Genomic DNA, 23,861 nt, shown 5'->3' with positions numbered 1-23,861 from the left:
GTCTGGATGAGGGGCAACAGAGAGGAGGAAGATGCGAATATATAAAATTGTTTTAATCTTTTTCCTCTCTGTCTTTACCCTTTTTGCTGCCCAGAAAGAGACCCCATATGTTGAAGGTGAAGTTATTGTTAAGTTTACTTCTCCTGATATAAAACCAGAATATCATCCTAAAGTCCGTTCATTAAATTTAAGGAGTGTAAGAAAGTATAATTCTTTTCCTTCAATACATCAATTTAAAATTCCCTCGGGGCTTGATACGAAAAAGGTTATTGAGGAACTTTCTTCTGACCCTGATGTTTTATATGCAGAGCCAAACTATATATATTCTGCACTTTTAGAGCCCAATGATGAGTATTATCCAAGTCAGTGGGGACTTCCAAAGATAAATGCACCTTCTGCGTGGGAAAAAACAACAGGTAGCAGTGAAGTTATCATAGCAGTGATTGATACAGGTGTTAAGTATGACCATCCAGACCTTTCTGATAATATCTGGACTGACAGTGAGAGCAACCCAGGATATAACGCAATAAAAAACAATGCTGACCCTATGGATGACCACAGTCATGGTACACACTGTTCAGGTATCATAGGGGCAGTGGGTAATAATAATACCGGTGTATGTGGTGTTAACTGGAATGTGAAGATTATGGCACTTAAGTTTCTTGATGCATCGGGGAATGGAACACTCGCGGATGCAATAGAGTGTATTGACTATGTAATAAGAAGAAAGGATGAAGGAGAAAATGTAGTGGCAATAAGTAATTCCTGGGGTGGTTATACATACAGCAGTGCACTTTATGAAGCAATAGCACGACTGGCAGAAAAAGGAGTGTTGTTTATTGCAGCCGCAGGTAATTCCAGTAGAGACAATGATATTACTCCTTTATACCCTGCAAGTTATAACCTGCCCAATGTCATCTCTGTGGCAAGCAGTGATGTAAATGATAACCGTTCATATTTCTCAAACTATGGCAGGACAAGGGTACATATAGCAGCACCTGGTTCATCTATATACAGTACAATACCTTCAGGATATGGTTACAAAAGTGGAACCTCTATGGCAACGCCTTTTGTTGCAGGTGTTGCAGGACTTATATCTTCATATACAGGGAAGAAAGATGCAATAGAACTTAAAGATATAATAATTAAAGGTATTACACGACTACCGCAGTGGACAAATCTTACAATTACAGGTGGACGGCTTAATGCAGATGAGTCGTTGAGGGTTGCTACACTTCCTGACTATGTATTACCTGTTAAAAATTTTAGTGCAGAAAAGGTATCAGGAGGGGTTTACCTTACATGGGAATTTCCTTCTGGTGCAAACTATGTAATTATAAGAAGAGGAGATGAAACATTTCCTTCACACTGGGAAGAAGGGACACCAGTATATACAGGAACTGGTAATTCCTTTACAGATGAAGAGATTGAGGAAGGAAAGGCATACTATTATACAATATGGGCTTACTATGGCTCTTTACAGCAGATTGAAGAAGATAAGATATCTCCAGCAGGTTATACTTATACAAACTCTCCTCCTTTAAGACCTGAATGTATGAGCCCTTCAGATGGAGCAGAGAATATCTCCCTAACGCCGCTTCTTAGAGCAACCGGTTTTGTTGACCCTGATAATGACCTTCATAATGCGAGTCAATGGCAGATAGCAAGAAACAGTAACTTTTCAACTGTTGTATGGAACAGTACAACCTCTCCGGTGACAGAGATAACCGTCCCTTCAAGGACGCTTTCTTATAATACTAAATACTACTGGCGCGTAAGGTATAAGGATGAAAAAGAAAACTGGAGTGAGTGGGCAGTTCCTTATACTTTTACTACAGAAGAGGGTTCTTCAGGTGGTGGTGGAGGAGGTGGTGGGTGTTTTATAGCAACTGCTGTCTTTGGCTCTCCTTATGAAAGACATGTTCAGATATTCAGAGAATTCAGAGATAGAAAATTACTTAAAACAAAACAAGGTAGAGTATTTGTCAGATGGTATTACAGACATAGTCCAAAATATGCTGATATAATAAGAAAGAGACCTTTCTTGAAGTTTATAGCGAGAGTTTTTCTTGTTCCTCTTTCATATATCCTGCATTTCTTTGTGAAATGAAATATACAACACTTTATAAGAAACATATTGAAGCAGGTGCGAAAGTTATAGAATTCGCTGGTTTTGCATTACCTCTTCAGTATGCAGGTATTATAAAAGAACATTTATGGTGTAGAAATAGTTGTTCTATTTTTGATACTTCCCATATGACAAAATTCTTCTTGAAAGGTAAAAATATCTCATTAGAAATGAGTAATATCTTGACGATAAGTGTAAATAGTATGGAAACAGGACAATGTAGATATTGTTTTATTCTTAATGAAAGAGGTGGTATTATTGATGATGTTGTTGTCTATAAATTTTCTGATGAAGAGTATATGGTTGTCAGTAATGCATCAACAAAAGAAAAAGTGAAAAAATGGTATACTACACATACAAGAGAAATAGAGATTCAAGATGCAGACATTTATTTTGACAAAATAGATGTTCAGGGACCACTTTCTAAAGATGTTCTAAAGGATATATTCAAGATAGACCTTTCCTCTCTTTCATTTTACAGATTTGGGAAATTTGATATTTCAAAAAAGGAAGTAATTGTGAGTTATAGTGGATACACAGGAGGAAGAGGATATGAGATATATGTAGCAAAAGAAGATACAGAGGAATTATGGAACTTACTTCTTCAGGATAAGAGGGTTCAACCAGCAGGACTTGGTGCGAGGGATTCTTTACGTCTTGAGGCAGGACTACCTCTTTATGGTAATGAACTTGATGAAGAAACAACACCTTTTGAGGCAGGAATGGAAAAGTTCATTGATTTCAGTCATGACTTTATAGGAAAAAATGCATTGGAATTCAGCAAACCACAGAAAAAGATAGTATATTTTATTTCTGAAACACGTCAGTCCCCAAGGCATGGGTATAAGATATTTATTGAGGATATAGAAGCAGGATATGTTACAAGCGGGTGTTTCTCTCCTTCTTTACAAAAGGGAATAGGGATTGGATATATAAAAAAGGGATTTACAACACCTGAAATAGCATATGTTTCAGACAGATGTGTTAAAATAATATGTTCTATTGTTTCTAAAGGATATTTTAAAAAACTTATAGGAATAAGAAGATAAAGAGGAGATAGTATGGAAGTAAGAAAAGGTATTTTTTATACAAAAGAACATGAATGGTTGAAAGTAGAAGGAAATAAAGGACTTGTAGGAATAACGGAGTATGCAGTACATACACTGGGAGATATTACATTTGTTGAAATTTCACCTTTAGAAACGGTTGTCTCACAATTTGGAAAGATGGGTACAGTTGAATCAGTTAAGGCAGCATCTGATATATTCAGTCCTGTTTCAGGGAAGATAATAGCAGTGAATGAAAAATTATCTAATTCCCCTGAAATACTTAATACCTCTCCTTATGATGATGGCTGGCTTGCAGTGATAGAGATAAGTAGTCCTGATGAAGTAAAAAACCTTATGACATCAGAACAGTATATGGAATATATAGAAAATCTATGAATTACACACCACATACAGAAGAAGAAGTCAGACAGATGCTTTTAGAGATAGGGGTTGCCTCTATAGATGACCTTTTTGCTGATATTACTGCAGAGTTAAAACCCCGTTCTTTCAATCTTCCATCTGGTAAGTCAGAGGCAGAGGTTATAAACCATCTTAAATATCTCGCATCAAGGAACTCCACATCCCTGATAAATTTTATTGGTGCTGGTTTTTACAATCATTATATACCTGCTGCTGTGGATGCAATAGTATCACTTCCTGAATTTTATACTGCCTATACTCCATATCAGCCGGAGGCATCTCAGGGATGGCTTCAAGCAATTTATGAGTACCAGACAGCGATATGTACTCTTACAGATATGGAGGTTGCTAATGCTTCTTTATATGATGGAGGAACAGCCCTTTATGAAGCATGTATGATGGCTATGCGGATTAACGGAAGGAATAAGATAGTTGTGGATGAAGGAGTAAATTTAATATACTGGACGATGATACAGTGTTATATTTCCAATCTATCTCTTGAAGTGGTGAAAATTCCTGTGAAAGATTTTAGTGTGGATAGAGAAAAATTATTTTCTGCGCTGGATGAAAAAACCTCAGCAGTTGTTCTACAGAATCCAAACTTTTTCGGCTGTATAGATGACTTTTCTGATATTGTGGAGTATGCACATAGTAAGGGTATAGTTGTAATCTCTTCTATCTATCCATTATCTCTCGGACTTTTAAAAACACCGGGAGAAATGGGGGTTGATATTACTGTAGGAGAAGGGCAATCATTGGGTATCCCTCTTTCATTCGGGGGTCCATATCTCGGATTCATTGCTACGAAAAAAGAATATGTAAGAAAGATGCCCGGTCGTATTGTAGGTAAAACAGTTGATAGAAAAGGCAGGGATAGTTATGTATTGACCTTGCAGGCACGGGAGCAACATATAAGAAGAGAAAAAGCAACGTCCAATATATGTTCTAATGAAGCATTGTGTGCTCTCCGGGCAGTTGTATATCTTACTCTGCTCGGTAAAGAAGGGCTTAAGGAACTTGCACAACTTAACCTTGACAAAGCAGAATTTGCGAGGACACAATTGGAGAAGATACCGAATGTAAAAGTATTTAGAGGTAAACTAACTTTCAATGAATTCCCTGTAATTTTGCCGGTAAGGGCAGATGTAGTGGTAAATAAAATGATTGCTAAAGGGTTTGCACCTGGTTTCCCACTGGGTAGATATTATAAAGGTATGGAGAAAAATCTTCTTATAGCAGTAACAGAACAGAGAACAAAAGAAGAGATTGTAAAGTTTGCTGAAAGTATGGAGGCAGTATTATGCAGGTAATTTTTGAGAAAGGGAAGAAGGGTAGAAGAGGGTTTAAGATACAGAAGAGTGATGTCACTGTAAAAGCACATATCCCTGAGAACTTTAAAAGGAAGACAGATAATGGTCTGCCTGAGGTTTCAGAACTGGATGTTATAAGGCATTATACCTCTTTAGCGAATAAAAACTTCTGTGTGGATACAAATTTTTATCCACTCGGTTCCTGTACAATGAAGTATAACCCAAAGTTTACAGAAGTATGTGCTTCTCTTCCTGGTTTTAGAGACCTTCATCCCTTACTACCACAACTTTCAGGAGGAGGAATACTTACACAGGGGGCACTTGAACTTTTATACCATATGGAACAACTTCTGTGTGAGATTACCGGTATGGATGGTTTTACAATGCAACCACTTGCAGGAGCACATGGTGAACTTACAGGAACTATGCTAATTGCTGCTTATCACCGTGCAAAGGGAAATAAAAAGAAGTATATAATAGTCCCTGACTCTTCGCACGGCACAAATCCTGCAAGTGCAGCAATTGCCGGTTATGATGTAATAGTGGTTCCTTCTGATAATACAGGGGATATGGATATTAATGAATATAAGAAGCATCTTAACGAGGATGTTGCAGGTGTTATGCTTACATGTCCTAATACTCTCGGGATATTCAATCCTCATATAAAAGAGATATGTGATATGGCACATAAGGTTGATGCACTTATGTATTATGATGGGGCTAATCTTAATGCGATATTGGGAAAACTACGACCAGGAGATGTTGGATTTGATATAGTCCATCTTAACCTACATAAAACATTTGCTACTCCTCATGGAGGTGGAGGTCCTGGTGCTGGTCCTGTGGGTGTGAAAGAACACCTTTGTAAATATCTGCCGATATCAAAGGTTGTTTTAAGAACAGATGGTACCTATTTTCTTGACTATCACTATCCTGAATCCATTGGATATATTGCACCTTTTTACGGTAATTTTGGTGTGATAGTTAAGGCATATGCATATATCCTTCTACTCGGTAGAGAAGGGCTTATAGATGCAGCAGAAAAAGCGGTGTTGAATGCTAACTATGTAAAAGAAAAGCTTAAAAAGTATTATAAACTGCCTTATAATAAAAAGTGTATGCATGAATGTGTATTTTCTGCAGAATGGCAGAAAGAAAGGGGTGTAAGTGCCCTTGATATAGCAAAATTTCTTATAGATATGGGGATACATCCACCAACAGTATATTTCCCTTTGGTAGTTAAAGAAGCCCTTATGATTGAACCCACAGAAACGGAGAGTAAAGATACACTGGACCATTTCATTTCTGTAATGATAGAAGCAGCAGAACTTGCTGAAAAACATCCTGAAAGATTTGCAGAATTTCCTGAAAGCACCCCTGTAAGTAGACCGGATGAAGTAAAGGCAGTGAAGGACTTGAATTTAAGGTGGTATGCAGAATGAATGTCTGGCGGTTTATCTATTCTGGTTATTCTAATCCTTTTAATAATATGGCAATGGATATGGCAATGGTTGATATATACCAGAGGGAGAGGGTTCCTATCTTCAGAATATATGGATGGTGTCCTTACAGTTTCAGTGTTGGATATTCTCAAAAAATGAATGAGGTTCTTGATATTACTGCCTGCATAAAGGATGGTATCTCTTTTGTTCGTAGACCAACTGGTGGTGGTATTATATATCATGGAAATGAAGTAACATATTCAGTTGTTTTATCTTCTGAAGATATTGGTATGCCCTCTACTGTAAAAGGATGTTATAAAAAAATCTGCGCTTTTATTTTCAATGCATACTGTCATTACGGACTCAGACCTATTTTTGCTATTGACAGTGGACAGATAAAGAAAGAAAAATCAACACTATGTTTTGCTTCATTTGAGGACTATGACATACTTATCAATGGGAAGAAGATAGGTGGTAATGCACAGAAAAGGCACAAAGGTATAATAATGCAGCATGGTTCAATACCTCTTTCTCTCAACTATACACCAGTACTGAAATATCTTAAAGAAAAGGTATATCTTTCTTCACAGAGAACGACAGATTTGATTACAGAGACAGGGAAAGAAGTATCTTTTGACGAGTTTAGAGACATACTGAAAATAAGCTTCATAGAGACATTTGGAGTGCAATTAAAGGAGGGTTCTTTGACCTCAGAAGAGGAGAAGATTGTGAAGGCATATGAAGAACAACTTATACAAGAAAAAAATAACGTTATCAGAGATAGTTAAGACAGAAAAGATATTGAGGGAGATGAACCTTCACTCTGTATGTGAAGAAAGCAGGTGTCCCAATATATCTGAATGTTTCAAAAAAAATGTAGTAACATTTTTAATATTGGGCGATATCTGTACGAGAAACTGCCAATTCTGCAGTGTAAAGAAGGGGATTCCATTACCAGTGGATGAAGAAGAACCTTTAAGGGTTGCTAAAGCAGTAGAGATATTGGGTATGGAATATGTTGTTATAACGAGTGTAACCAGAGATGACCTTCCTGATAGTGGTGCAGGTGTTTTTAAAGCCACTGTAGAGGAGATAAAAAAGACCAGTTGTATGAGCAAGATAGAAGTGCTAATTCCTGATTTTAATGGTGATGAAAAAGCGATATTGACAGTGCTTGATACATTCCCGGATGTTATTTCGCACAATATAGAAACGGTTGAACGTCTATATCCTGTATTAAGAGATAGAGCGGATTACAAAAGGTCACTCGGTGTATTGAAAAAGATAAAGAAACTAAACCCAGAACAGAAAATAAAATCAGGAATTATGATAGGACTGGGAGAAACAGAAGATGAAATTATGGAAACGATGAAAGATATTTCATCTACTGGTTGTGATTTCTTCAGTATAGGGCAGTATCTTGCACCACAGAAGGCAGGTTTTACTGTTCAGAGATATTACAAACCTGAAGAGTTTGAATACTATAAGGAAAAGGCAAAGGAAGCAGGATTCAGATATGTTGAAAGTGGCATATATGTCCGTACCTCTTATAATGCTACAGCATATTTTTAATTATTTGTATAAAAGCAGAAGTTGCAGGTAAGAGAAAAATTTTTATTCAATTACAGATACCTCTATCACCCTTATCTTTTTCCATCTACCTGTAAGAAAACGGAAAAGGAATGTAAAACCAAGTATTATTACATACATTGTAGCAATTACCCATACTAAATATATATCACGTTTGAATATAAAAATTGCGAGATATGAAGGTATGATGAGAATAAAGGTAGATATAATAAACATTGATTTAACTATATATCTTGTGTCTCCTGCACCTTTTAATGCAGAAGAAAAGATAATATTCATAGTATCAAAAAGAGAATAAAAAGCAACAAACCTTAAAAGTATTATGGCTATCCTGTGTATTTCCGAAAAGTCATTGTTATATATACGAGGAGTGAAGGGTTTTATAAAGATATCAGGTAGAGCAACATAGAAAAGAGCTATAAGTCCCATATAAAGAAAAGTAAGATGGAATCCGGTATATGTACTTTTTTCGGCTAAAGAGGGATTATTTTTACCTAAATTCTGTCCTACAAGTATACTTACACCTATCCCAATCCCTATCATAGGCATAAATGCAATGGCATTGATATTAAAAGCGATATTGGTTGCTGTCAGTGGAACAAGCCCCAACCTTCCAATGAAAATTAAAAAGAGAGAAAATCCAGCCATATCCACAAACCACTGGATACCGCTGGGCAGTCCAAAGTGTAAGAGCCGTTTGAATAGAAACAGGTCAAGCCCTTTGTTTTTTCTCGTTTCATAGATTGAATTAAAGTCCTCTTTTAAAAAGAGCAGCAGATATATAATGAAGACAATAAATGTTGCAATTACTGTGGCAATACCAGCGCCTTTTATTCCCATCTCAGGGAAACCCCATCTGCCAAATATCATGCAGTAGTCCAGGAGTATATTTATTCCTGTCTGCAGGAAACTTAACCACATAACAGGTAGGGTATGTCCTATACCCGAGAAGAAACTAGCGATAGAAGATGATGCTATTGCAGGAAAACCACCGAGGCATAGGATTCTGAAATATAACGCTTCAAGATGTGCTATCTCTGGTGGATGTCCTGCGAGAGTAAAAAATAAATCAGCAAAAGGAATTAGGAGAATTAAAAGAGTACCACCTATAATCCCTGAGTATATACCCTGCCAGGTAATCTTTCCTATCCTGCCAAACATCTTTGCTCCATAATACTGTGCAACAAAGGTACCTACAAATGAAGCAGTTCCTGTGAATATACTTGTGATGGTACCATTAAGTAGACCTGCAGGAAGTGCAGATGCAATAGCAGATGTAGAATACCAGGAGAGGAATAACCTGTCAACAAAGTGCTGGATGGTCCAGGCACTTGTACTCAATATAAGAGGAAATGATATAGAAAGAAGTTCTTTATATCCACCATTTCCATTCCATCTTTTATATAAAGCAGACAAAAGTTTCTTCATATATCTTCCCCTTCCATTTTTTTCTGGTAATCTAAAGTTTCTTTAGAGGTTTCTCTAAGGAAAGTTAGATGAAAGACCGGTACATATTCTTTCTATAATATACCTCTTTAAGATTTCAGGAGAAAGAGAGAAGAAATAAAAATTTGACAAAAAATATATTTTAAGTATAAATAAATATACATAAAGAGGAGAAAAAATGAAAACAGAGGTTCTATACAAAAAGATAAAAGAAGAGATTAAGGATAATATCCGTAAAGGTATTTTAAAACCCGGAGAAAGGATTCCTTCTATTATTCAGTTATCTCACCAGTTTAAGGTTAGTACTATCACTATTAAACAGGCAGTTCAGGAACTTGTTAAAGAAGGATATTTACGAACACAGGGAAGTAAAGGAACATTTATCAACTCCCTAAGGCATAATACACGTCTTATCGGAGTGGTTCTTTATTCATCTCCAGGTGAGAACATATTTTTAGGAGAGATTTTCAGTGGCATAGAAAAAGAGGCATCTATTAATGACTACCATATCCTTCTTTTTAACACGGATTGTAATACAGAAAAAGAGATTCGTTATCTAAGGGAGATATATGAAAGAAATGTTGAAGGATTGATTTACGCACCTTTTACATCTGAGACACCTTCTGTTCCGATCCTTAACGAATTTAGAAAGCATCATATCCCTGTAGTGCTGCTGGATATCAATGTTAATAACTTTGATGGTGACCATGTGGGGATAAACAATGTAAGTGGTGGGTTTGATGCTACGGAATATCTTATAAAAAAAGGACATACAAAGATAGGGATATTTTTAGGCAGACAGGATATAAGTAATATGAGGGATAGATATAATGGATATCTTAAAGCATTAAAAAATTACGGGATTGAGCATAACCGCCTCTATGTAAAGATGCATACATACCAGAAATTTTATGAAGAGATGGGATATACCTGTGGACTGGAGATATTAAACTTAAAAGACCCACCAACAGCGATATTCTGTACCAGTGATGCGATGGCTGTAGGGCTTTATAAGATATGCAGTGAAATGAATATACGTATCCCGGAAGATATTTCCATAGTGGGTTTTGATAATCTTATAATCAGTGATTACCTTATGCCTCCTTTAACAACCATAAATCCGGGTAAGAAAAAGATGGGAGAAGAAGCAGTAAAACTTCTTATGGACAGGATAAAAGGACATAGCAGCAATACACAGAATAAAATTCTTCCTCATGTTTTAATAGAAAGGGGTTCTGTATCTCATTTAGACACAAATATAGAGATAAAAAAATAACTTTCCAAAGGAGGTTTAAAAATGAGAGTAGTTCAAAAATGTTTTGTTTTTTTTCTTTTTATGTCCTGTATATATCTTTTTTCCAATGGCAATGTTTCTCTTATGGAAGGTTCTTTTTATGAAGAGGCAGATGAATATCCTTATATTGTAGGTACAGGAAAGATAAAGTACATAGTAATTCCAGGTCCTGACAAGGCAGGTGTATCCTGGAGTAATTTTGAAGAAGGGGACTACTATTTATATCTTCAGGTAAGGACCTCTTCATTTGGACAATCACTCAGACAGGCATATACAGTTGAGGTGGATGGGCAACAGATTCCTGTGGAATACTCTGGCTGGCCTGAATTTATATCAAAGAAAGAAGGTGTGACATGGGGATGGATAAAATCAACATTTCCTGTATCTTTAAAAAATAACTCAAAGGTTATAATTAAGGGGAATACTCAATGGCTTATGATAACTTCACTTATGTTAAAGCCCACACCTACTACACTTTCAAAACAGAAAACACTTACTGACTGGTCAGATGTTAAACCAGTACGGCTTCCTACATTTTATGGTGATGAACAGCGTCTTGCACAGGAGATAGAAGGGGTTTATATAACAAATGATGATAAATACATTTATATTCTTATAGATGGTTATAGAGGAGTAAAAAGAGAGGAAAACCCTATGTTTGTTGCTTATGAGAAGAGGAAGTTTGTTAAAGGGGATTCCCTTTCATTCCACCATACACTATACTCATGGAAGATATATCTTACCACCGAAGAACTTTCTGACTATACAATATACTTTTCCAGAGATGCAAACAATAATATATCCTGCAGTGAAAAAGATGTTATATTTAAAGAACATCCTGGCTATCTTGAGATAGGAATTCCTCTTACTTTTATCAATTCACCTGCGGTAGGGATAGGTATCCACAGTTCAATGGTTGGTTTTACTGATGAGAATATGGCAAACACAGAGGCAGGAAACTTCTGGCCTGCAGGTGGACAGATGTATACCTATCTTGTTAAAGGTGTTATATCTGAAAAGAAGGAAGAGATAAGAGATACAGGGATAACCTGTATAGTAGAGGATGTGGAGCCACGGATTGCAATAATAAGATGGAAGAGTTCTGTAAAGACAGATGCAGTGATAAGATATGGAAAATCTCCTGATAGGATGGACAAAACACTTACTATAGAAGAAAAGATAAAGGAAGGTGCTTTCACACTTGTTTATCTTGAGCCAGCGGCAGAATACTATTTTGAGATAGAAGGGCAGGACTATTACGGAAAGACAAAGAAAGTAAAAGGGAGTTTTACTACCCCTAAAGCAAAAGAGAAGAAAGATGACTACTGGTTAAGGGTAAAAGGAAGTTATGTAGTGGATAGTGAAGGGTATCCATATCTTATTGGTGCACAGAACCAGGTGATAAATATTATGAATAAGGAATATCGGTTAGAGGAGGAACACTTCGGAACACCTGTATTTTACAACCATGCGAGATATTACAGACATCTTGGACTGAATACCATACGGCTTGCCTTTAATCTATTCCCTTTTGATAGAGATAAGGAGACCAGCAGGGACTATTACCATCTTTACGGGGCAGAGTTTTTTCTGGAAAAGGTTATTGCTCCAGCAGTCCAGCAGGTAGTAGATGCAGGGATGTATGTTGTTCTGGACTGCCATGACTATCCAAAGACAACAGAAGAGGCACAGGAGATGATTGCCTTCTGGGAACTCATTGCAAAGAGATTTGCTGATGAACCGAGGATTGCCGCCTATGAACTTTGGAATGAGCCCAACTGGCCTGGACTCGGATTAAATCCTGCAGCAGCAGAACCACTAAGGAAGTGGTACAAGGAAGCAATCTCCCGTATAAGAAAGTATGACAGAAGACATATTATTATTGTTGCTGACTGGAATGCTGCATGGGGCTGGGCAACAGAGAGCCAGTGGGCACCTATAAACTTTACAGAAGGGCTTGACCCTGAATGTAAACAGGTTCTGTATAACAAGCATATTGCAAAAGACCATACCAATGAACACTTTATGGCAGGAGGGGTGGACAGGGTAAGGAAGAGGTATAATATCCCGTTTATCTTTGGTGAGGTAGAGATAGGGCAGCGGTTGATGACTGAAGAAGGAATGAGATTTTTCATTGAATACCTTGCGAGGTCTAACTGTTATGGTGCGATGTTCTGGGGTGGTGTATATAGTGTTTACAACACAGCGAGTTCCTATGTTCATATATGGAAGAATAGAAGGGACTGTTTTTCTCCACCAAAATGGGAGCCAAAAACAAAGGATGAGATATCTTACTATAGAAAAGAACCAGCAGGGTTGAAGATTACACCTAATGCTGGCACCTATCAATTAGCAGTCCATGAAGGTGCAGTAGTGGAGAATGACCGGCTGGTAATCAAGGAAGAAGGTAAGGGTGGATACTTTACCATAAAGATTAATCCAGGAAGATACAAGATATACATACAGGCAAGGACAAGAAAGACAGGACCTGAAAACTACTGTCTTAAAATAAATGGTGAAAAGGTAGAACTCGTAAGGGACTGGACATATGAAGAGATTGATACAGAAGGCCGTGTTGTCTTCGGGTATCTTTCAGCGGGACCCTTGGAACTCTCTTTGGATACAACTATTGAAATTACTGGAAACTATGGTACAATTAATTGTATAATAAGAAATATCTGGATTACTCCAATAATAGAATAAATAAAAGGAGGAATTTTATGTACAGGATAGGAAAAGAAGAGGCAAAGGCAGTAGAAAGGATAATAAAGAAAGGGCAACTTTTCCGTGTAATCTCTAAGGGAGAAAGTGAATGCCAAAAATTTGAGAGAGAATGGGCGAAGAAGATTGGCTCAAAGTACGCTCTCTTAATGTCAGGTGGCGGTACTGCTGCCTTAATCTGTGGACTTGTAGGAGTGGATATAGGGCCTGGTGATGAGGTATTAATCCCTTCTTATACTTTTATGGCAACAGCAACCGCAGTGCTTATGGTAGGTGCTATTCCTGTGGTTGTGGAGGTTGATGATACCTGCACGATGGACCCTTCTGATATGGAGAAGAAAATCACAAAGAATACAAAATGTGTAATACCTGTACATATGGTGGGGCTTCCATCTGATATGGAAAGGATAGTATCAGTAGCGAAAAAGTATAACCTTAAAGTAGTAGAGGATGTCTGTCAGGCAGTAGGTGGTAGTTATAAAGGTAAACGGCTGGGTACTTGGGGAGATGTGGGTGCTTATAGTTTCAATCATTTTAAGGTATTAAGTTGTGGAGAAGGAGGAGGGATTGTAACAGATGACAGGACTATCTATGAAAAAGCAAGCATCTTCCATGATAGCGGGACTGCCTTCAGACCGTATGCAGGGGAGTTCTCAATTCCTATATTTTTAGGGCTACAGTTTAGAGCGAGCGAGATTATGGGAGCGATTATGCGGGTACAGTGCAAACGGCTTGATGGAATTTTAAGGGACCTAAGAAAGAACAAGAAAAGGATTATGGAGGAATTATCAAAGGTTCCGGGTGTGAGTTTTGCTCGTTCCAATGATATAAAAGGTGACTGTGGAGTAGTAATACCATTCAGATTTGAAAGTCCAGAAGTAGCAAAGAAATTTACAGAAGCCGGCTGGGGATACAGACCCATAGATTCAGCAAAACATGTATGGTTTGACTGGAAACCAGTGGTAGAAAAGAGGGTATGGCACAGAGATAGTTTAAATCCTTACAATCTCCCTGAGAACAGGGACTTAAGGAAGGACTTTACAAAAGAGATGTATCCGAAATCCATAGAACACTTAAGTAGAACTGTCTTTGTCTGGGTAAAGCCGGACTGGAAAGAAAAAGAGATAAAAGAAAATATCAAAAGAATGAAGAAGGCAATAGAGGAGGCATACAAACAATGAAGATGAAGTTTTTTGATGTGAATCTATGTATCGGGAAAAACCCGACCAGTGGTATAGTTGTGGATGTGGATGAGATACTCTGTAAGATGAAAGAACTGAATATTGAAAAAGCGGTTGTGTATCATATACTGCAGAGGTATGCACATCCTGTGGATGCATATAAATTTCTCATTAATGCAATAGAAGGGAAAGATGCACTGTACGGGATAGTACCCGTACTTCCAACATCCACAGAAGAGATGGAAAAGATAGATTTTAAGGTATTCAAAAAACATAAGATAGTGGGTTGCGCATTTCTTCCACGGGTTCATAGATATGTCTTCCATACAGATGTTGTTGGAGATATCCTGTCAGAACTTGAAGCGAGAAACTTCCCTGTCTTTCTTGATATGATGGCTGAGTTTCTGATAGGTGGATTTTCTTATGACATCAGGGACTTATACAACACTCTCGTGGACTTTCCTAAACTCACCTTGATACTCTATAACCTCGGCATCTGGAACAGTGACAGATATACCTGGCCATTGCTTGAGAAGTATGAGAATGTGTATTTGGAGTCAAGTTTGGTATCTCTGTGGGAAGGAGGGATGGAAGAGGCAGTGAAGAAGTTTGGGGCAGAGAGGATAGTTTTTGGTACTGGTTTTCCTGATAGATATATGGAGTCCCCACTGCTAAAACTTGTCCATGCAGAGATATCAGAAGAGGACAAAGAAAAGATTGCCTATAAGAATATAGAACACCTTATAGGGAGGATAAGATATGAATAAACTCTGGAAGGAATTTCTTGAAAAAGGGAAACTTGATGACTGTCCGATAATAGATATGCATGCCCATATGGGTTTTTTCTATGGGAGTCATATACCATATGCATATCCTGAGAAGGTTATACAGAGGATGGAACGGGCAGGGGTAAAATTATCAATAGTTATCCCTAACCTTGCACTTTATGACCCTGATGGAGCCAACAGGCATACCATTGAGGTTGTGGAAAGATATCCTGAAAGATTTAAGGGCTATTGTGCAATAAACCCCAACTACCCTGATGTGATAAAAAAAGACCTTGAAAGTTATGAAAAATATACACACATATACAAGGGTTTTAAACTCCTTTCTGATTACCATCTGGTAGCACTCTCAGATGAAAGATACAGGATGGTCTTTGAATATGCGGATAGCAACGGGTCTATTATCCTTGCGCATACCTGGGCGAGGAGTATATATGATGGTTCTGAAGAGGTAGAAAAGATACTTAAAAAATATAAAAAGATAAGGTTTATTGCCGGGCATTCACTCCACGACTGGGATAAGATGATAGAGTTTGTGAAGACATATGATAATGTCTATATTGATTTGTGTGCGGTCCTTGATGACAGGGGTCCACTGGAGAAGTTTGTAGATGCATTGGGTGCGGACAGAATCCTTTACGGTACTGACTTCCCATGGTTTGACCACCACTACTATATCGGTGCTGTACTGGGTTCCGGTATATCTGAAGAGGACAGCAGAAAGATATTCTATAAGAACGCAGAAAAACTTTTCTCTGTGAAAGTATCCTGAAAGAAAATTCCTCTTGACAAAAAAAGGATAGTGTGGTATAAAAATAATGGTAATGGATATGAATAAGTATATACAAATATGTAATATAAAAAGAGTTTTTCACCTGTTTTCCCATTCACAGGATATTCCTGTGGATGATTACATAGATAAAATAAAAAATGGAGGTGTGAGATGAGAAGGAAGGGATTTACTTTAATAGAATTGCTGGTTGTGGTGGCAATCATTGCAATACTTGCAGCGATGTTGCTACCTGCACTTTCTCAGGCGAGGGAAAAGGCAAGGCAGGCGGCATGTATGAATAACCTGAAGCAGTTAGGACTTGCCTGTATGATGTATGCTGAGGACTATGAGGGCTGGGTTCCTTTACCCAAACAACTGCATAACCAGAGTATTCAGTGGTATCGTGCACTCGGATTGTTAGGTTATGTATCTGCTAACCCTGCAGATGGTATGAACTGGAAACTTATGACCTGTCCAACACGACTGGTTGGGTTAGGGGCAAGTTTAGGAGTTGGACCAAATAAAATATCTGGATACGGTATGAACTGGAACTTTGCTGTTGTATGGAATACTTCTTATATTACGAATAGAGAAGTATGGATGAGACATTTCAATACGAGGAAATGGACAAAATTAAGTCAGAAGGTATTTTTAGGAGATAGCGCACACCAGTGGGATTCAGACCCACCCTGTGGAATAGGAGGGTCTTCTGCAGATAGATGGAGATTTGAAGTAAGAAACAGGCATGAGCTTTGTGCCAGACATTCAGGTGGTGCTAATATCCTTTTTGCTGACATTCATGTGGAGTTTGTTACCCCTAACCAGAAGGGCTGGGATTACTACGAGCCAGGTGCATGGCGGCTGGGTGATTATTAATATGATATATGATAAAGTGTGAGAGAAGGGGATTTACACTTATTGAGTTGCTGGTGGTTATTGCAATCATTGCGATACTCGCAGCCCTGCTTCTGCCAGCATTAGCGCGGGCGCGGGAACAGGCAAGAAGGGCTGTCTGTATCTCCAACCTGAAACAACTCGGGCTGGCATTCCATATGTATGCACAGGACTTTGGTGAGAATTTTCCATACCTTTATTCTATGGGACATATCGGATATACTGCCACTGCATCTTTAAATCTGCTTACAGGTCTTGTGTATGCCTCTGGAGCAAGTGCAGGACAGCCGAGGACAGTCCAGTATATCAACACACATAAGTTATTTATCTGTCCGAGTTCTGCATATGAGGTTGGTAATATCCCTTCACTTTTAAGGAAGGACACCTGTTCATATTTCTATGCACCAGGACTTCATCAACAGACATCTTCAGAGAGTGCAATTATGTCAGATATTTCTTCGCTCCCTGGCAGTGTACCACCCATGCGACTTGATGTTAATTCCTGTAACCACGGAACAGATGGGATAAATGTTCTTTATGTAAGGGGCAATGCAAAATGGGTAAGCAGTGTACGGATAGGTGATGACTGGTATGTACCATTGGACCAGGTCCCTAACCAGGCATTTACAAACTACTGGGGAGCACTGACAAGGTTGGTAGACCCGAGTGATACGACATTCTGGACTGCTTATGATACTTATTAAGAAAGTTATTTATAAATAAACCACCTTACCAGACCTGACTGACTTTTTTATAGCGAGACAGACCTTTAATGCATAAAGCCCTGCTTCACTATCAACAGCAGGAATTTGTTTTCTTTTTATACAATCAACGAAGTGTTTAATCTCATCCTTAAATCCATCTGCATCAGGAAAGGTCTTTTTATGTATACTGGATGGACTCTCTCTTTTTATATACTCTAAATACTTCGGACTATCAAAAGGACCTTTGACCTCACAGACCACCTTTTCAGTAGATATCATAACCTCTTCTTTTGCAAATCCCCACTCTGAAAGGTATCCACTACCTATAGATGCAACCCCTCCATTTTTGAATCTCATTACAAAAAGTGCTGTGTCAACCTGAGGGGCATACTGATGCATAAAAAGGTTTCCACCCACACCATATACTGACTCAACATCTCCAAAGAAAAAATGCATCAGGTCCACCATATGTACAGCATTCTCTATTACAGGTCCACCACCTGACTTTTCATCCCAGAACCATCCGTTTCCCACCCGTCCCAGTCCAAACTTAACCACAGCACTCTTAGGTACACCGAACTCTTTCTCAAATTTTTCTTTCAGAAACCTGTATGCAGGTGCAAACCTCTTTTTAAATCCTATCAGCAGAATTACTTTATTTTTTTTACATATCTCTATCATCTTTTCACAATCTTTGATGGAAGGAGCCATCGGTTTTTCGCAGAGTATGTGAACCCCTTTTTCTGCACATATCTTTGTAAGATACAGGTGTGTATCAGGAGGTGTGCAGATACTTACACCATCAGGTATTACATTTCTCAGAAGTTCCTCTGAAGAGTTATAACACTTTATGCCATAGTCCTTTTCAACGGACTTCCTTACATCAGGATTAATATCCACTCCACCGACTATCTCCACACCTTTTATTTCACTGTAATGTTCCAGATGTACCTTCCCTATGCCCAGTCCAACCACTGCTACCTTTACAGACATTTTCTTCTCCTTCTTTTGTTATAACTCTTTCAAGAATTTATGCAGTGCCTCATATCCTTTTTTTGCAACATCGCCAGCATCTTTTTGCCAGAGTGCCTTATTGAAAAGTTCTAATGAGTAATAACCTGTATAGCCGGTCTCTATTATCTTTTTTATTATCTTTTTAAGCGGTAGTACTCCATCCCCTGGAAATACCCTGTCTCCATCTGTAAGAACCTCCCTCGGCTTTCCCATAACATCATTTATATGGACAAAAAACAGGTTTTCTTTTGTAAGTCCATCCATATCCTCAAACTTACTTATCCCTGAATAAAAATGGAATGTGTCAAAAAGAATTCCAACATTCTTTTTATCTACTTTCTTCACAATCTCTATTGCAGTTGAAAGAGAACCGAGAAACCTTGCACCAGCAATAAACTCTATTGCCAGCGCCACTCCATACCTTTCTGCAATATCCCCTGCCTTCTGAATGTTCGGGATACACCTTCCATAGTCATCTTCCTTTACTTTATCAGGAAAGTCCGTAGGCACAACGAGGGTAGGAATTTCTAAATACCTGCATATCTCCAGTTTTTCTGTAAACTCTTTTATAACCTCTTTTCTTCTGTTTCCGCTTGTAAGCATAAGGTCTCCCTGTGCACACATACCCACAGGAGATATCCTACACTCTTTCAGAAGTTTTTTTGTTTCAGCAAGTCCATTTTTTTCAATATACACCTTCAACTTGTCAAACCATATCTCTACTGAATTAAACCCTGCGGAAGAGTATGCCTTTATGTCCTCTTCAAAGTTTGATTCCATTGTTGTTGCCTGGTTGATAGCAAATTTTATTTTGCTCATTGTCTCTCCTTTTTCCACTTTTCCCCTCTCCCTTGAGGGGAGAGAGGTAGGGTGAGGGTGAACCTTTACTATAGTTTCTCACCCTCATCTTTCCTTCTCCCTCATAGAGGGATGAACTTTTATTTCCCACTCTTCTTTTTTTATACTTGTATATACTCGTATATTATTTTACTATAAAAAGTCCTTTTTTGCAAATTTATATTGTTTAGTAAAAAAGCAAAAATAAAAAAGAAATCTCCTCCCATATGAGGGGGGAGGAGAATAATTCCTCCCCATATGAGGGGGGAGGAAAAATAGGTGGGGGTGGAAAGTAAAAGCAAAGGTCTCACCCTCACCATCCCCCTCTCCCCTCAAGGGCGAGGGAATAAAAAATTCCTCCCCATATGAGGGGGGAGGAAAAATAGGTGGGGGTGGAGAGTGTAAGTAAAGGTCACACCCTCACCCTTAATCCCCTCCCCTCTGAGGGAGGGGAGAATTAACAGAACCTCTCCCCTCGAGGGAGAGGGAGAAGAGGAAGGAAAATGAGAAAATATATACTGTTTGTAATGTGCCTCTCAACACTACTTAAGGCACAGACACAGAGGATTGTATCACTCGGTCCTTATGCAACAGAAAACCTCTATCTTCTCGGACTTGAAAAACAGATTGTTGGACTTACCATACATGACAGAGAAGAGATAAAAAAAGGAAAAGAGATTATAGGGACACTGCTTGAGCCAAATATAGAAAAGATTGTATCATTGAAACCGGATATAGTGATTGGTTCAAAGGAAGGGAACAGAGCAGAACACATACAGAAACTTAATAATCTCGGAATAAAAACCCTTACACTTGAACAGTTATATACCTTTGATGATATATGTAAAAACTTTTTAACTCTCGCTGAAACATTAAACCATAAAGAAAAAGCAGTAAAAGTTTTAACGGAAGTAGAGGCACGTCTTAAAAAAGTAGAAGAAAAAAGTCAGCATAAGAGAAAGAAAAAAGTATTCTTCATCCTCGGTTTTAAACCACTCTTTACCACAGGGAAAGATACCTATATAAATGAAGCAATTAAATATGCAGGAGGAATAAATATATTTGGTAATGTAAAAAAGAAGTGGTTCTCCTGTAGTATAGAAGAAGTAATAAAGAAGAACCCTGATGTAATTATATTTCTTACAATGGAGGAAGAACAGAAACTTCTATGGGAAAAATTAAAGGATACAAAAGCAGTGAAAAATAAGCAAATATTTTCCATAGAGCCCACAGTGATTGGAAGCCCTACACCACTCAGTTTTGTCCAAACAGTTGAAGATATGCATAAAATGTTATATTCTGAATAGATAATTTTAATTCTTCCCTCCCCATATAAGGGGGGCATAAATTTCCTTCTCCCCTTGCGGGAGAAGGTGAAAGATGAGGGGAATAAAGATCAGGAAAGGTCTCACCCTCCTCTTAATCCCCTCCCCTCTGAGGGAGGGGAAAATTAACAGAACCTCTCCCCCTAAGGGAGAGGTAAAATAAAAAATCCTCCCCATATGAGGGGGAGGAATTAGGCAGGGGTGGAAAGTATAGGAAACTCTCACCCCCACCCTTCCCCTCTCCCCTCAAGGGAGAGGGTGAAAGTAGGGAATGTAGAAAATGAAAACCAAATATCTTGCGGTCTTTCTGTTCTTCATCCTTTCAGTTATTGCAGGGTTATCCCTCGGAACTGAATTCTATACATTACCACGTTTATTCTCTTTATCTGCTGTAGATAAAACAATTCTCTTAAACATACGAGTTCCGAGGGTTCTATGTGCCTTTATCATAGGTGCTGGACTTTCCATCGCAGGGGCTGTCCTGCAGGCAATACTAAAAAATCCACTGGCAGAAAGTTATACGTTAGGTATCTCTGGAGGTGCATCATTAGGAATTGCCTTGGGTTTTATCATTGGAAAAACAGCACTCACTCCATATTTCGCCTTTCTCGGTGCTACTATAAGTATCCTCATAGTGCTTATTACTTCTATTAAAAGACAACTTTCTAATCCAGCAGTGATACTTCTCGGGGTTGCTTTAAACTTCCTGTTCTCTTCTTTTGTGCTTTTTATAATTGCTGTATTAAATAATCAGCAGTTTCAAACAACAATGCTACGGCTTATAGGAGATATATCCTATTTCCCTTCTAATCTTCTATATGGAAGTACCATTATCATCTCACTTATTTCTTTATTTCTCATACTATCCGGTAAGGTCTATGATGTTATATCTATCGGAGACGAAAAGGCAGTATCCATTGGAGTTAACATTGAAAAAGAAAAAAGAATTGCCTTTGTAATGTGCTGTATTATTACAGGGCTGTGTGTATCTCTCGGTGGTATCATTGGATTTGTGGGGCTGGTTATTCCTCATATCACAAGATTTTTCTTTGGACCTTCTCACAGACGGGCTTTAACTGTTAACTTTTTCACAGGTGGTGGCTTTCTCATACTGGCAGATACACTGGCAAGAACTGTAATAATCCCTCTTGAAATACCTGTAGGTGTTATTACAGGACTTTTCGGCGGATTATTCTTTCTCTCCATACTTTTAAAGGGAAGATATAAGGAGATGTGGTAATGTTAAAAGTAGAATGTTTAGAATTTTCATATGGTAAAGATTCTGTATTAAAAGACATCTCCTTTGAAATTAAAAAGGAAGAGTTTTTGGGTATTATTGGACCCAATGGTTCTGGAAAAACAACCCTTATTAAAACACTTGCAGGGATATTAAAATATCAAAAGGGGAAGATATACCTTGAAGGAAAAGAAATAAAGCAATTCAATACCATTGAGTATTCAAGAAAGGTTGCATATCTCCCATCACAGATTGATGTATATTTTTCTTATACAGTTGAAGAGTTTGTTATGATGGGAAGATACCCTTACACTGGAAGATATGGAGAATTTACAACCAAAGACAGAGATATTGTTGAAGAGGTACTGAAGAAGTTTGAAATCAGCCAGTACAGAAAAAGAAAGATATGGGAATTATCGGACGGAGAAAAACAGAGGGTTTTTATCAGTCAGGTAGTTGCCCAGCAGACAGAGATTATTCTTTTAGATGAACCCACATCACACCTTGATATCGGACATAGTTTCAAAATTATGGATACCCTTAGAGAAATCAATAAAAGTGGGACAACTGTAATTGCTGTTCTTCATGACCTTAACCTTGCATCAGAGTACTGTACAAAACTCCTTCTTTTAAGCAAAGGAAAGGTATTTTCAGAAGGTACACCAGAGCAGGTTATAACCTATCAGAACATAGAAAATGTCTATGAAACAAAGGTTCTTGTCTATAAGAATCCTCACTCAGGTAAACCATATGTATTTGGCATCCCTGCTGAAATTTTGATAAAATAAATCTATAAAAAAGGAGACAAGATGGAGAAAATTAGATGGCAAAAGATGTTAGAAGATACAAAAAAATTTTTTACAGCACCTGTTGAGTTATATCAAAATTTTGAAAAAGAAGGTGGTTATTCAGAACCTATTGTTTATACAACCATTATAATACTCATATCTGAACTAATTGTAATTCTTTTGTTTACAATTCTCCATCTTAAACATCTTAAAATTCTTCTGTTCTCAACAAATATGGCTATATCCTTTCTACTTATCCCACTTTTCTTAATCTTTTTCTTTATCTCCACAGTTATACTCCATCTTATCTGGATTGCCCTCGGTTCCAGAGAAAGTTTTGAGACATCTCTGAGATGTACTGCTTCTTTTTCACCACTTATTCCTGCTGGAATTTTAATATCTATTATTCCTTTCTTTGGCAAATGGATTGGCACTTTTGCTTATCTTTTTGCTCTATGTTTTTATATCATTACTGCCAGTGTATATGTCCATAAAATAGATGAAGTAAAAGCCAGAAAAGTGTTTCTAATAATTTTTATAGTAATTACTTTCCTGAAAATTGCCAATCTTATCAGGGCAGAGATAAATGAGAGAAAAACAAAAGAGATGATAAGAAAAATGGAAGAAGATTATCAGAAAAAGATGGAAGAATATGAAAGACAGATGATGGAACAGCAACAAAGAATGTATGAAGAATATCAGAGACAGATGCAACAGAACCAGATACCACAGAATTATCCAGAATCTTCACAATAAAATCTCTGGATTGTTCTCTTTACTTTTATACACCTTGATATTATAATATATATCTTGTAAATGGACCCGTAGCTCAAGGGCAGAGCAGCGGACTCATAATCCGTTGGTTGCTGGTTCGAATCCGGCCGGGTCCATTTTCTTTTTGAGAGAACCAGCAACCAAAAGGGG

21 protein-coding genes and 1 tRNA gene are annotated in these 23,861 nt (G+C 37.8%); 19 read left to right on the top strand and 3 right to left on the bottom strand.

The features are described from left to right. Nucleotides 1–31 precede the first annotated feature (31 nt). From N3D17_03135 to lipA, 7 genes are read left to right on the top strand one after another with little or no spacing between them, the layout of a single operon-like run. Nucleotides 32–2,110 carry a S8 family serine peptidase gene (locus N3D17_03135; protein ID MCX8082380.1) on the top strand — a complete coding sequence of 693 codons (2,079 nt, stop codon included), beginning with the start codon at nt 32–34 and terminating at the stop codon, nt 2,108–2,110. Beyond that, nucleotides 2,107–3,177, top strand: a complete 1,071-nt coding sequence (gene gcvT, locus N3D17_03130; GenBank protein MCX8082379.1) for a glycine cleavage system aminomethyltransferase GcvT — start codon at nt 2,107–2,109, stop codon at nt 3,175–3,177. The genes N3D17_03135 and gcvT overlap by 4 nt, the downstream gene beginning before the upstream one ends. 12 nt (nt 3,178–3,189) lie before the next feature. Continuing rightward, nucleotides 3,190–3,573: a glycine cleavage system protein GcvH gene (gcvH, locus tag N3D17_03125; GenBank protein ID MCX8082378.1), complete on the top strand. Its 384-nt coding sequence runs from the start codon at nt 3,190–3,192 to the stop codon at nt 3,571–3,573. Then, on the top strand, nt 3,570–4,907 hold the full coding sequence (gcvPA, locus tag N3D17_03120) for an aminomethyl-transferring glycine dehydrogenase subunit GcvPA (GenBank protein ID MCX8082377.1): 1,338 nt from the start codon (nt 3,570–3,572) through the stop codon (nt 4,905–4,907). The genes gcvH and gcvPA overlap by 4 nt, the downstream gene beginning before the upstream one ends. After that, nucleotides 4,898–6,349 (top strand): aminomethyl-transferring glycine dehydrogenase subunit GcvPB, encoded by a 1,452-nt coding sequence (gene gcvPB / locus N3D17_03115; GenBank protein ID MCX8082376.1) that lies wholly within the window; start codon nt 4,898–4,900, stop codon nt 6,347–6,349. Before gcvPA ends, gcvPB begins: the two co-directional genes overlap by 10 nt. Beyond that, nucleotides 6,346–7,137, top strand: a complete 792-nt coding sequence (locus N3D17_03110; protein ID MCX8082375.1) for a lipoate--protein ligase family protein — start codon at nt 6,346–6,348, stop codon at nt 7,135–7,137. The genes gcvPB and N3D17_03110 overlap by 4 nt, the downstream gene beginning before the upstream one ends. Then, the gene (gene lipA, locus N3D17_03105; protein ID MCX8082374.1) at nt 7,088–7,921 is read left to right on the top strand and encodes a lipoyl synthase; all 834 of its coding nucleotides are present in this window, start codon (nt 7,088–7,090) and stop codon (nt 7,919–7,921) included. The genes N3D17_03110 and lipA overlap by 50 nt, the downstream gene beginning before the upstream one ends. Before the next feature lie 42 nt (nt 7,922–7,963). Here lipA and N3D17_03100 read toward each other — a convergent pair whose 3' ends face one another. Continuing rightward, on the bottom strand, nt 7,964–9,367 hold the full coding sequence (locus N3D17_03100) for an MATE family efflux transporter (GenBank protein MCX8082373.1): 1,404 nt from the start codon (nt 9,365–9,367) through the stop codon (nt 7,964–7,966). Nucleotides 9,368–9,563: 196 nt separating this feature from the next. On the opposite strand from N3D17_03100, the gene N3D17_03095 reads away from it, so the two are divergent. The 7 genes from N3D17_03095 (at nt 9,564) to N3D17_03065 (ending at nt 17,736) form a co-directional block, all read left to right on the top strand. Further along, nucleotides 9,564–10,661, top strand: a complete 1,098-nt coding sequence (locus N3D17_03095; protein ID MCX8082372.1) for a GntR family transcriptional regulator — start codon at nt 9,564–9,566, stop codon at nt 10,659–10,661. 21 nt (nt 10,662–10,682) lie between these two features. Beyond that, nucleotides 10,683–13,382 carry a glycoside hydrolase family 5 protein gene (locus tag N3D17_03090; protein ID MCX8082371.1) on the top strand — a complete coding sequence of 900 codons (2,700 nt, stop codon included), beginning with the start codon at nt 10,683–10,685 and terminating at the stop codon, nt 13,380–13,382. A gap of 17 nt (nt 13,383–13,399) precedes the next feature. Further along, nucleotides 13,400–14,581 (top strand): DegT/DnrJ/EryC1/StrS family aminotransferase, encoded by a 1,182-nt coding sequence (locus N3D17_03085; GenBank protein MCX8082370.1) that lies wholly within the window; start codon nt 13,400–13,402, stop codon nt 14,579–14,581. Then, on the top strand, nt 14,578–15,348 hold the full coding sequence (locus tag N3D17_03080; GenBank protein MCX8082369.1) for an amidohydrolase: 771 nt from the start codon (nt 14,578–14,580) through the stop codon (nt 15,346–15,348). Before N3D17_03085 ends, N3D17_03080 begins: the two co-directional genes overlap by 4 nt. Next, nucleotides 15,341–16,138 (top strand): amidohydrolase family protein, encoded by a 798-nt coding sequence (locus tag N3D17_03075; protein MCX8082368.1) that lies wholly within the window; start codon nt 15,341–15,343, stop codon nt 16,136–16,138. The genes N3D17_03080 and N3D17_03075 overlap by 8 nt, the downstream gene beginning before the upstream one ends. A gap of 171 nt (nt 16,139–16,309) precedes the next feature. Further along, on the top strand, nt 16,310–17,014 hold the full coding sequence (locus N3D17_03070; GenBank protein ID MCX8082367.1) for a DUF1559 domain-containing protein: 705 nt from the start codon (nt 16,310–16,312) through the stop codon (nt 17,012–17,014). An 8-nt stretch (nt 17,015–17,022) separates the two neighbouring features. Then, nucleotides 17,023–17,736 (top strand): DUF1559 domain-containing protein, encoded by a 714-nt coding sequence (locus N3D17_03065; GenBank protein MCX8082366.1) that lies wholly within the window; start codon nt 17,023–17,025, stop codon nt 17,734–17,736. Between the two features lie 9 nt (nt 17,737–17,745). Here the strand turns inward: N3D17_03065 and N3D17_03060 are convergent, their stop codons facing one another. Together N3D17_03060 and N3D17_03055 are read right to left on the bottom strand one after the other, a co-directional pair. After that, a complete protein-coding gene (locus N3D17_03060) occupies nt 17,746–18,729 on the bottom strand; it encodes a Gfo/Idh/MocA family oxidoreductase (protein MCX8082365.1) in 984 nt (327 codons plus the stop codon). 18 nt (nt 18,730–18,747) lie between these two features. Next, on the bottom strand, nt 18,748–19,569 hold the full coding sequence (locus N3D17_03055) for a sugar phosphate isomerase/epimerase (GenBank protein ID MCX8082364.1): 822 nt from the start codon (nt 19,567–19,569) through the stop codon (nt 18,748–18,750). Nucleotides 19,570–20,090: 521 nt separating this feature from the next. Between N3D17_03055 and N3D17_03050 the strand changes: the two genes are divergently transcribed. The 5 genes from N3D17_03050 to N3D17_03030 all read left to right on the top strand — a co-directional run bounded on the left by N3D17_03050 (nt 20,091) and on the right by N3D17_03030 (nt 23,827). Further along, nucleotides 20,091–20,894 carry an ABC transporter substrate-binding protein gene (locus N3D17_03050; protein ID MCX8082363.1) on the top strand — a complete coding sequence of 268 codons (804 nt, stop codon included), beginning with the start codon at nt 20,091–20,093 and terminating at the stop codon, nt 20,892–20,894. A 298-nt stretch (nt 20,895–21,192) separates the two neighbouring features. After that, nucleotides 21,193–22,152, top strand: a complete 960-nt coding sequence (locus N3D17_03045) for an iron ABC transporter permease (GenBank protein ID MCX8082362.1) — start codon at nt 21,193–21,195, stop codon at nt 22,150–22,152. Further along, nucleotides 22,152–22,937 carry an ABC transporter ATP-binding protein gene (locus N3D17_03040; GenBank protein ID MCX8082361.1) on the top strand — a complete coding sequence of 262 codons (786 nt, stop codon included), beginning with the start codon at nt 22,152–22,154 and terminating at the stop codon, nt 22,935–22,937. Before N3D17_03045 ends, N3D17_03040 begins: the two co-directional genes overlap by 1 nt. A gap of 21 nt (nt 22,938–22,958) precedes the next feature. Beyond that, nucleotides 22,959–23,693, top strand: a complete 735-nt coding sequence (locus tag N3D17_03035) for a YIP1 family protein (GenBank protein MCX8082360.1) — start codon at nt 22,959–22,961, stop codon at nt 23,691–23,693. Between the two features lie 62 nt (nt 23,694–23,755). Continuing rightward, nucleotides 23,756–23,827 (top strand) — tRNA-Ile (locus N3D17_03030). Nucleotides 23,828–23,861: the final 34 nt, after the last annotated feature.

Source organism: bacterium, assembly GCA_026414725.1.
In the GTDB taxonomy this organism is placed as follows: domain Bacteria; phylum Ratteibacteria; class UBA8468; order B48-G9; family JAFGKM01; genus JAAYXZ01.
This window is presented reverse-complemented; position numbering and strand designations above follow the sequence as displayed.

Excerpts from the sequence above, each read along its gene's own strand:
- N3D17_03080 (MCX8082369.1), top strand. The coding sequence starts at position 14,578 with ATGAAGATGAAGTTTTTTGATGTGAATCTATGTATCGGGAAAAACCCG.
- N3D17_03095 (MCX8082372.1), top strand. The coding sequence starts at position 9,564 with ATGAAAACAGAGGTTCTATACAAAAAGATAAAAGAAGAGATTAAGGAT.
- gcvPB (MCX8082376.1), top strand. The coding sequence starts at position 4,898 with ATGCAGGTAATTTTTGAGAAAGGGAAGAAGGGTAGAAGAGGGTTTAAG.
- N3D17_03065 (MCX8082366.1), top strand. The coding sequence starts at position 17,023 with ATGATAAAGTGTGAGAGAAGGGGATTTACACTTATTGAGTTGCTGGTG.
- lipA (MCX8082374.1), top strand. The coding sequence starts at position 7,088 with ATGAAGAACAACTTATACAAGAAAAAAATAACGTTATCAGAGATAGTT.
- N3D17_03110 (MCX8082375.1), top strand. The coding sequence starts at position 6,346 with ATGAATGTCTGGCGGTTTATCTATTCTGGTTATTCTAATCCTTTTAAT.
- N3D17_03055 (MCX8082364.1), bottom strand. The coding sequence starts at position 19,569 with ATGAGCAAAATAAAATTTGCTATCAACCAGGCAACAACAATGGAATCA.
- N3D17_03040 (MCX8082361.1), top strand. The coding sequence starts at position 22,152 with ATGTTAAAAGTAGAATGTTTAGAATTTTCATATGGTAAAGATTCTGTA.
- N3D17_03060 (MCX8082365.1), bottom strand. The coding sequence starts at position 18,729 with ATGTCTGTAAAGGTAGCAGTGGTTGGACTGGGCATAGGGAAGGTACAT.
- gcvPA (MCX8082377.1), top strand. The coding sequence starts at position 3,570 with ATGAATTACACACCACATACAGAAGAAGAAGTCAGACAGATGCTTTTA.
- gcvH (MCX8082378.1), top strand. The coding sequence starts at position 3,190 with ATGGAAGTAAGAAAAGGTATTTTTTATACAAAAGAACATGAATGGTTG.
- N3D17_03050 (MCX8082363.1), top strand. The coding sequence starts at position 20,091 with ATGAGAAAATATATACTGTTTGTAATGTGCCTCTCAACACTACTTAAG.
- N3D17_03045 (MCX8082362.1), top strand. The coding sequence starts at position 21,193 with ATGAAAACCAAATATCTTGCGGTCTTTCTGTTCTTCATCCTTTCAGTT.
- N3D17_03035 (MCX8082360.1), top strand. The coding sequence starts at position 22,959 with ATGGAGAAAATTAGATGGCAAAAGATGTTAGAAGATACAAAAAAATTT.
- gcvT (MCX8082379.1), top strand. The coding sequence starts at position 2,107 with ATGAAATATACAACACTTTATAAGAAACATATTGAAGCAGGTGCGAAA.
- N3D17_03085 (MCX8082370.1), top strand. The coding sequence starts at position 13,400 with ATGTACAGGATAGGAAAAGAAGAGGCAAAGGCAGTAGAAAGGATAATA.
- N3D17_03135 (MCX8082380.1), top strand. The coding sequence starts at position 32 with ATGCGAATATATAAAATTGTTTTAATCTTTTTCCTCTCTGTCTTTACC.
- N3D17_03070 (MCX8082367.1), top strand. The coding sequence starts at position 16,310 with ATGAGAAGGAAGGGATTTACTTTAATAGAATTGCTGGTTGTGGTGGCA.
- N3D17_03100 (MCX8082373.1), bottom strand. The coding sequence starts at position 9,367 with ATGAAGAAACTTTTGTCTGCTTTATATAAAAGATGGAATGGAAATGGT.
- N3D17_03090 (MCX8082371.1), top strand. The coding sequence starts at position 10,683 with ATGAGAGTAGTTCAAAAATGTTTTGTTTTTTTTCTTTTTATGTCCTGT.
- N3D17_03075 (MCX8082368.1), top strand. The coding sequence starts at position 15,341 with ATGAATAAACTCTGGAAGGAATTTCTTGAAAAAGGGAAACTTGATGAC.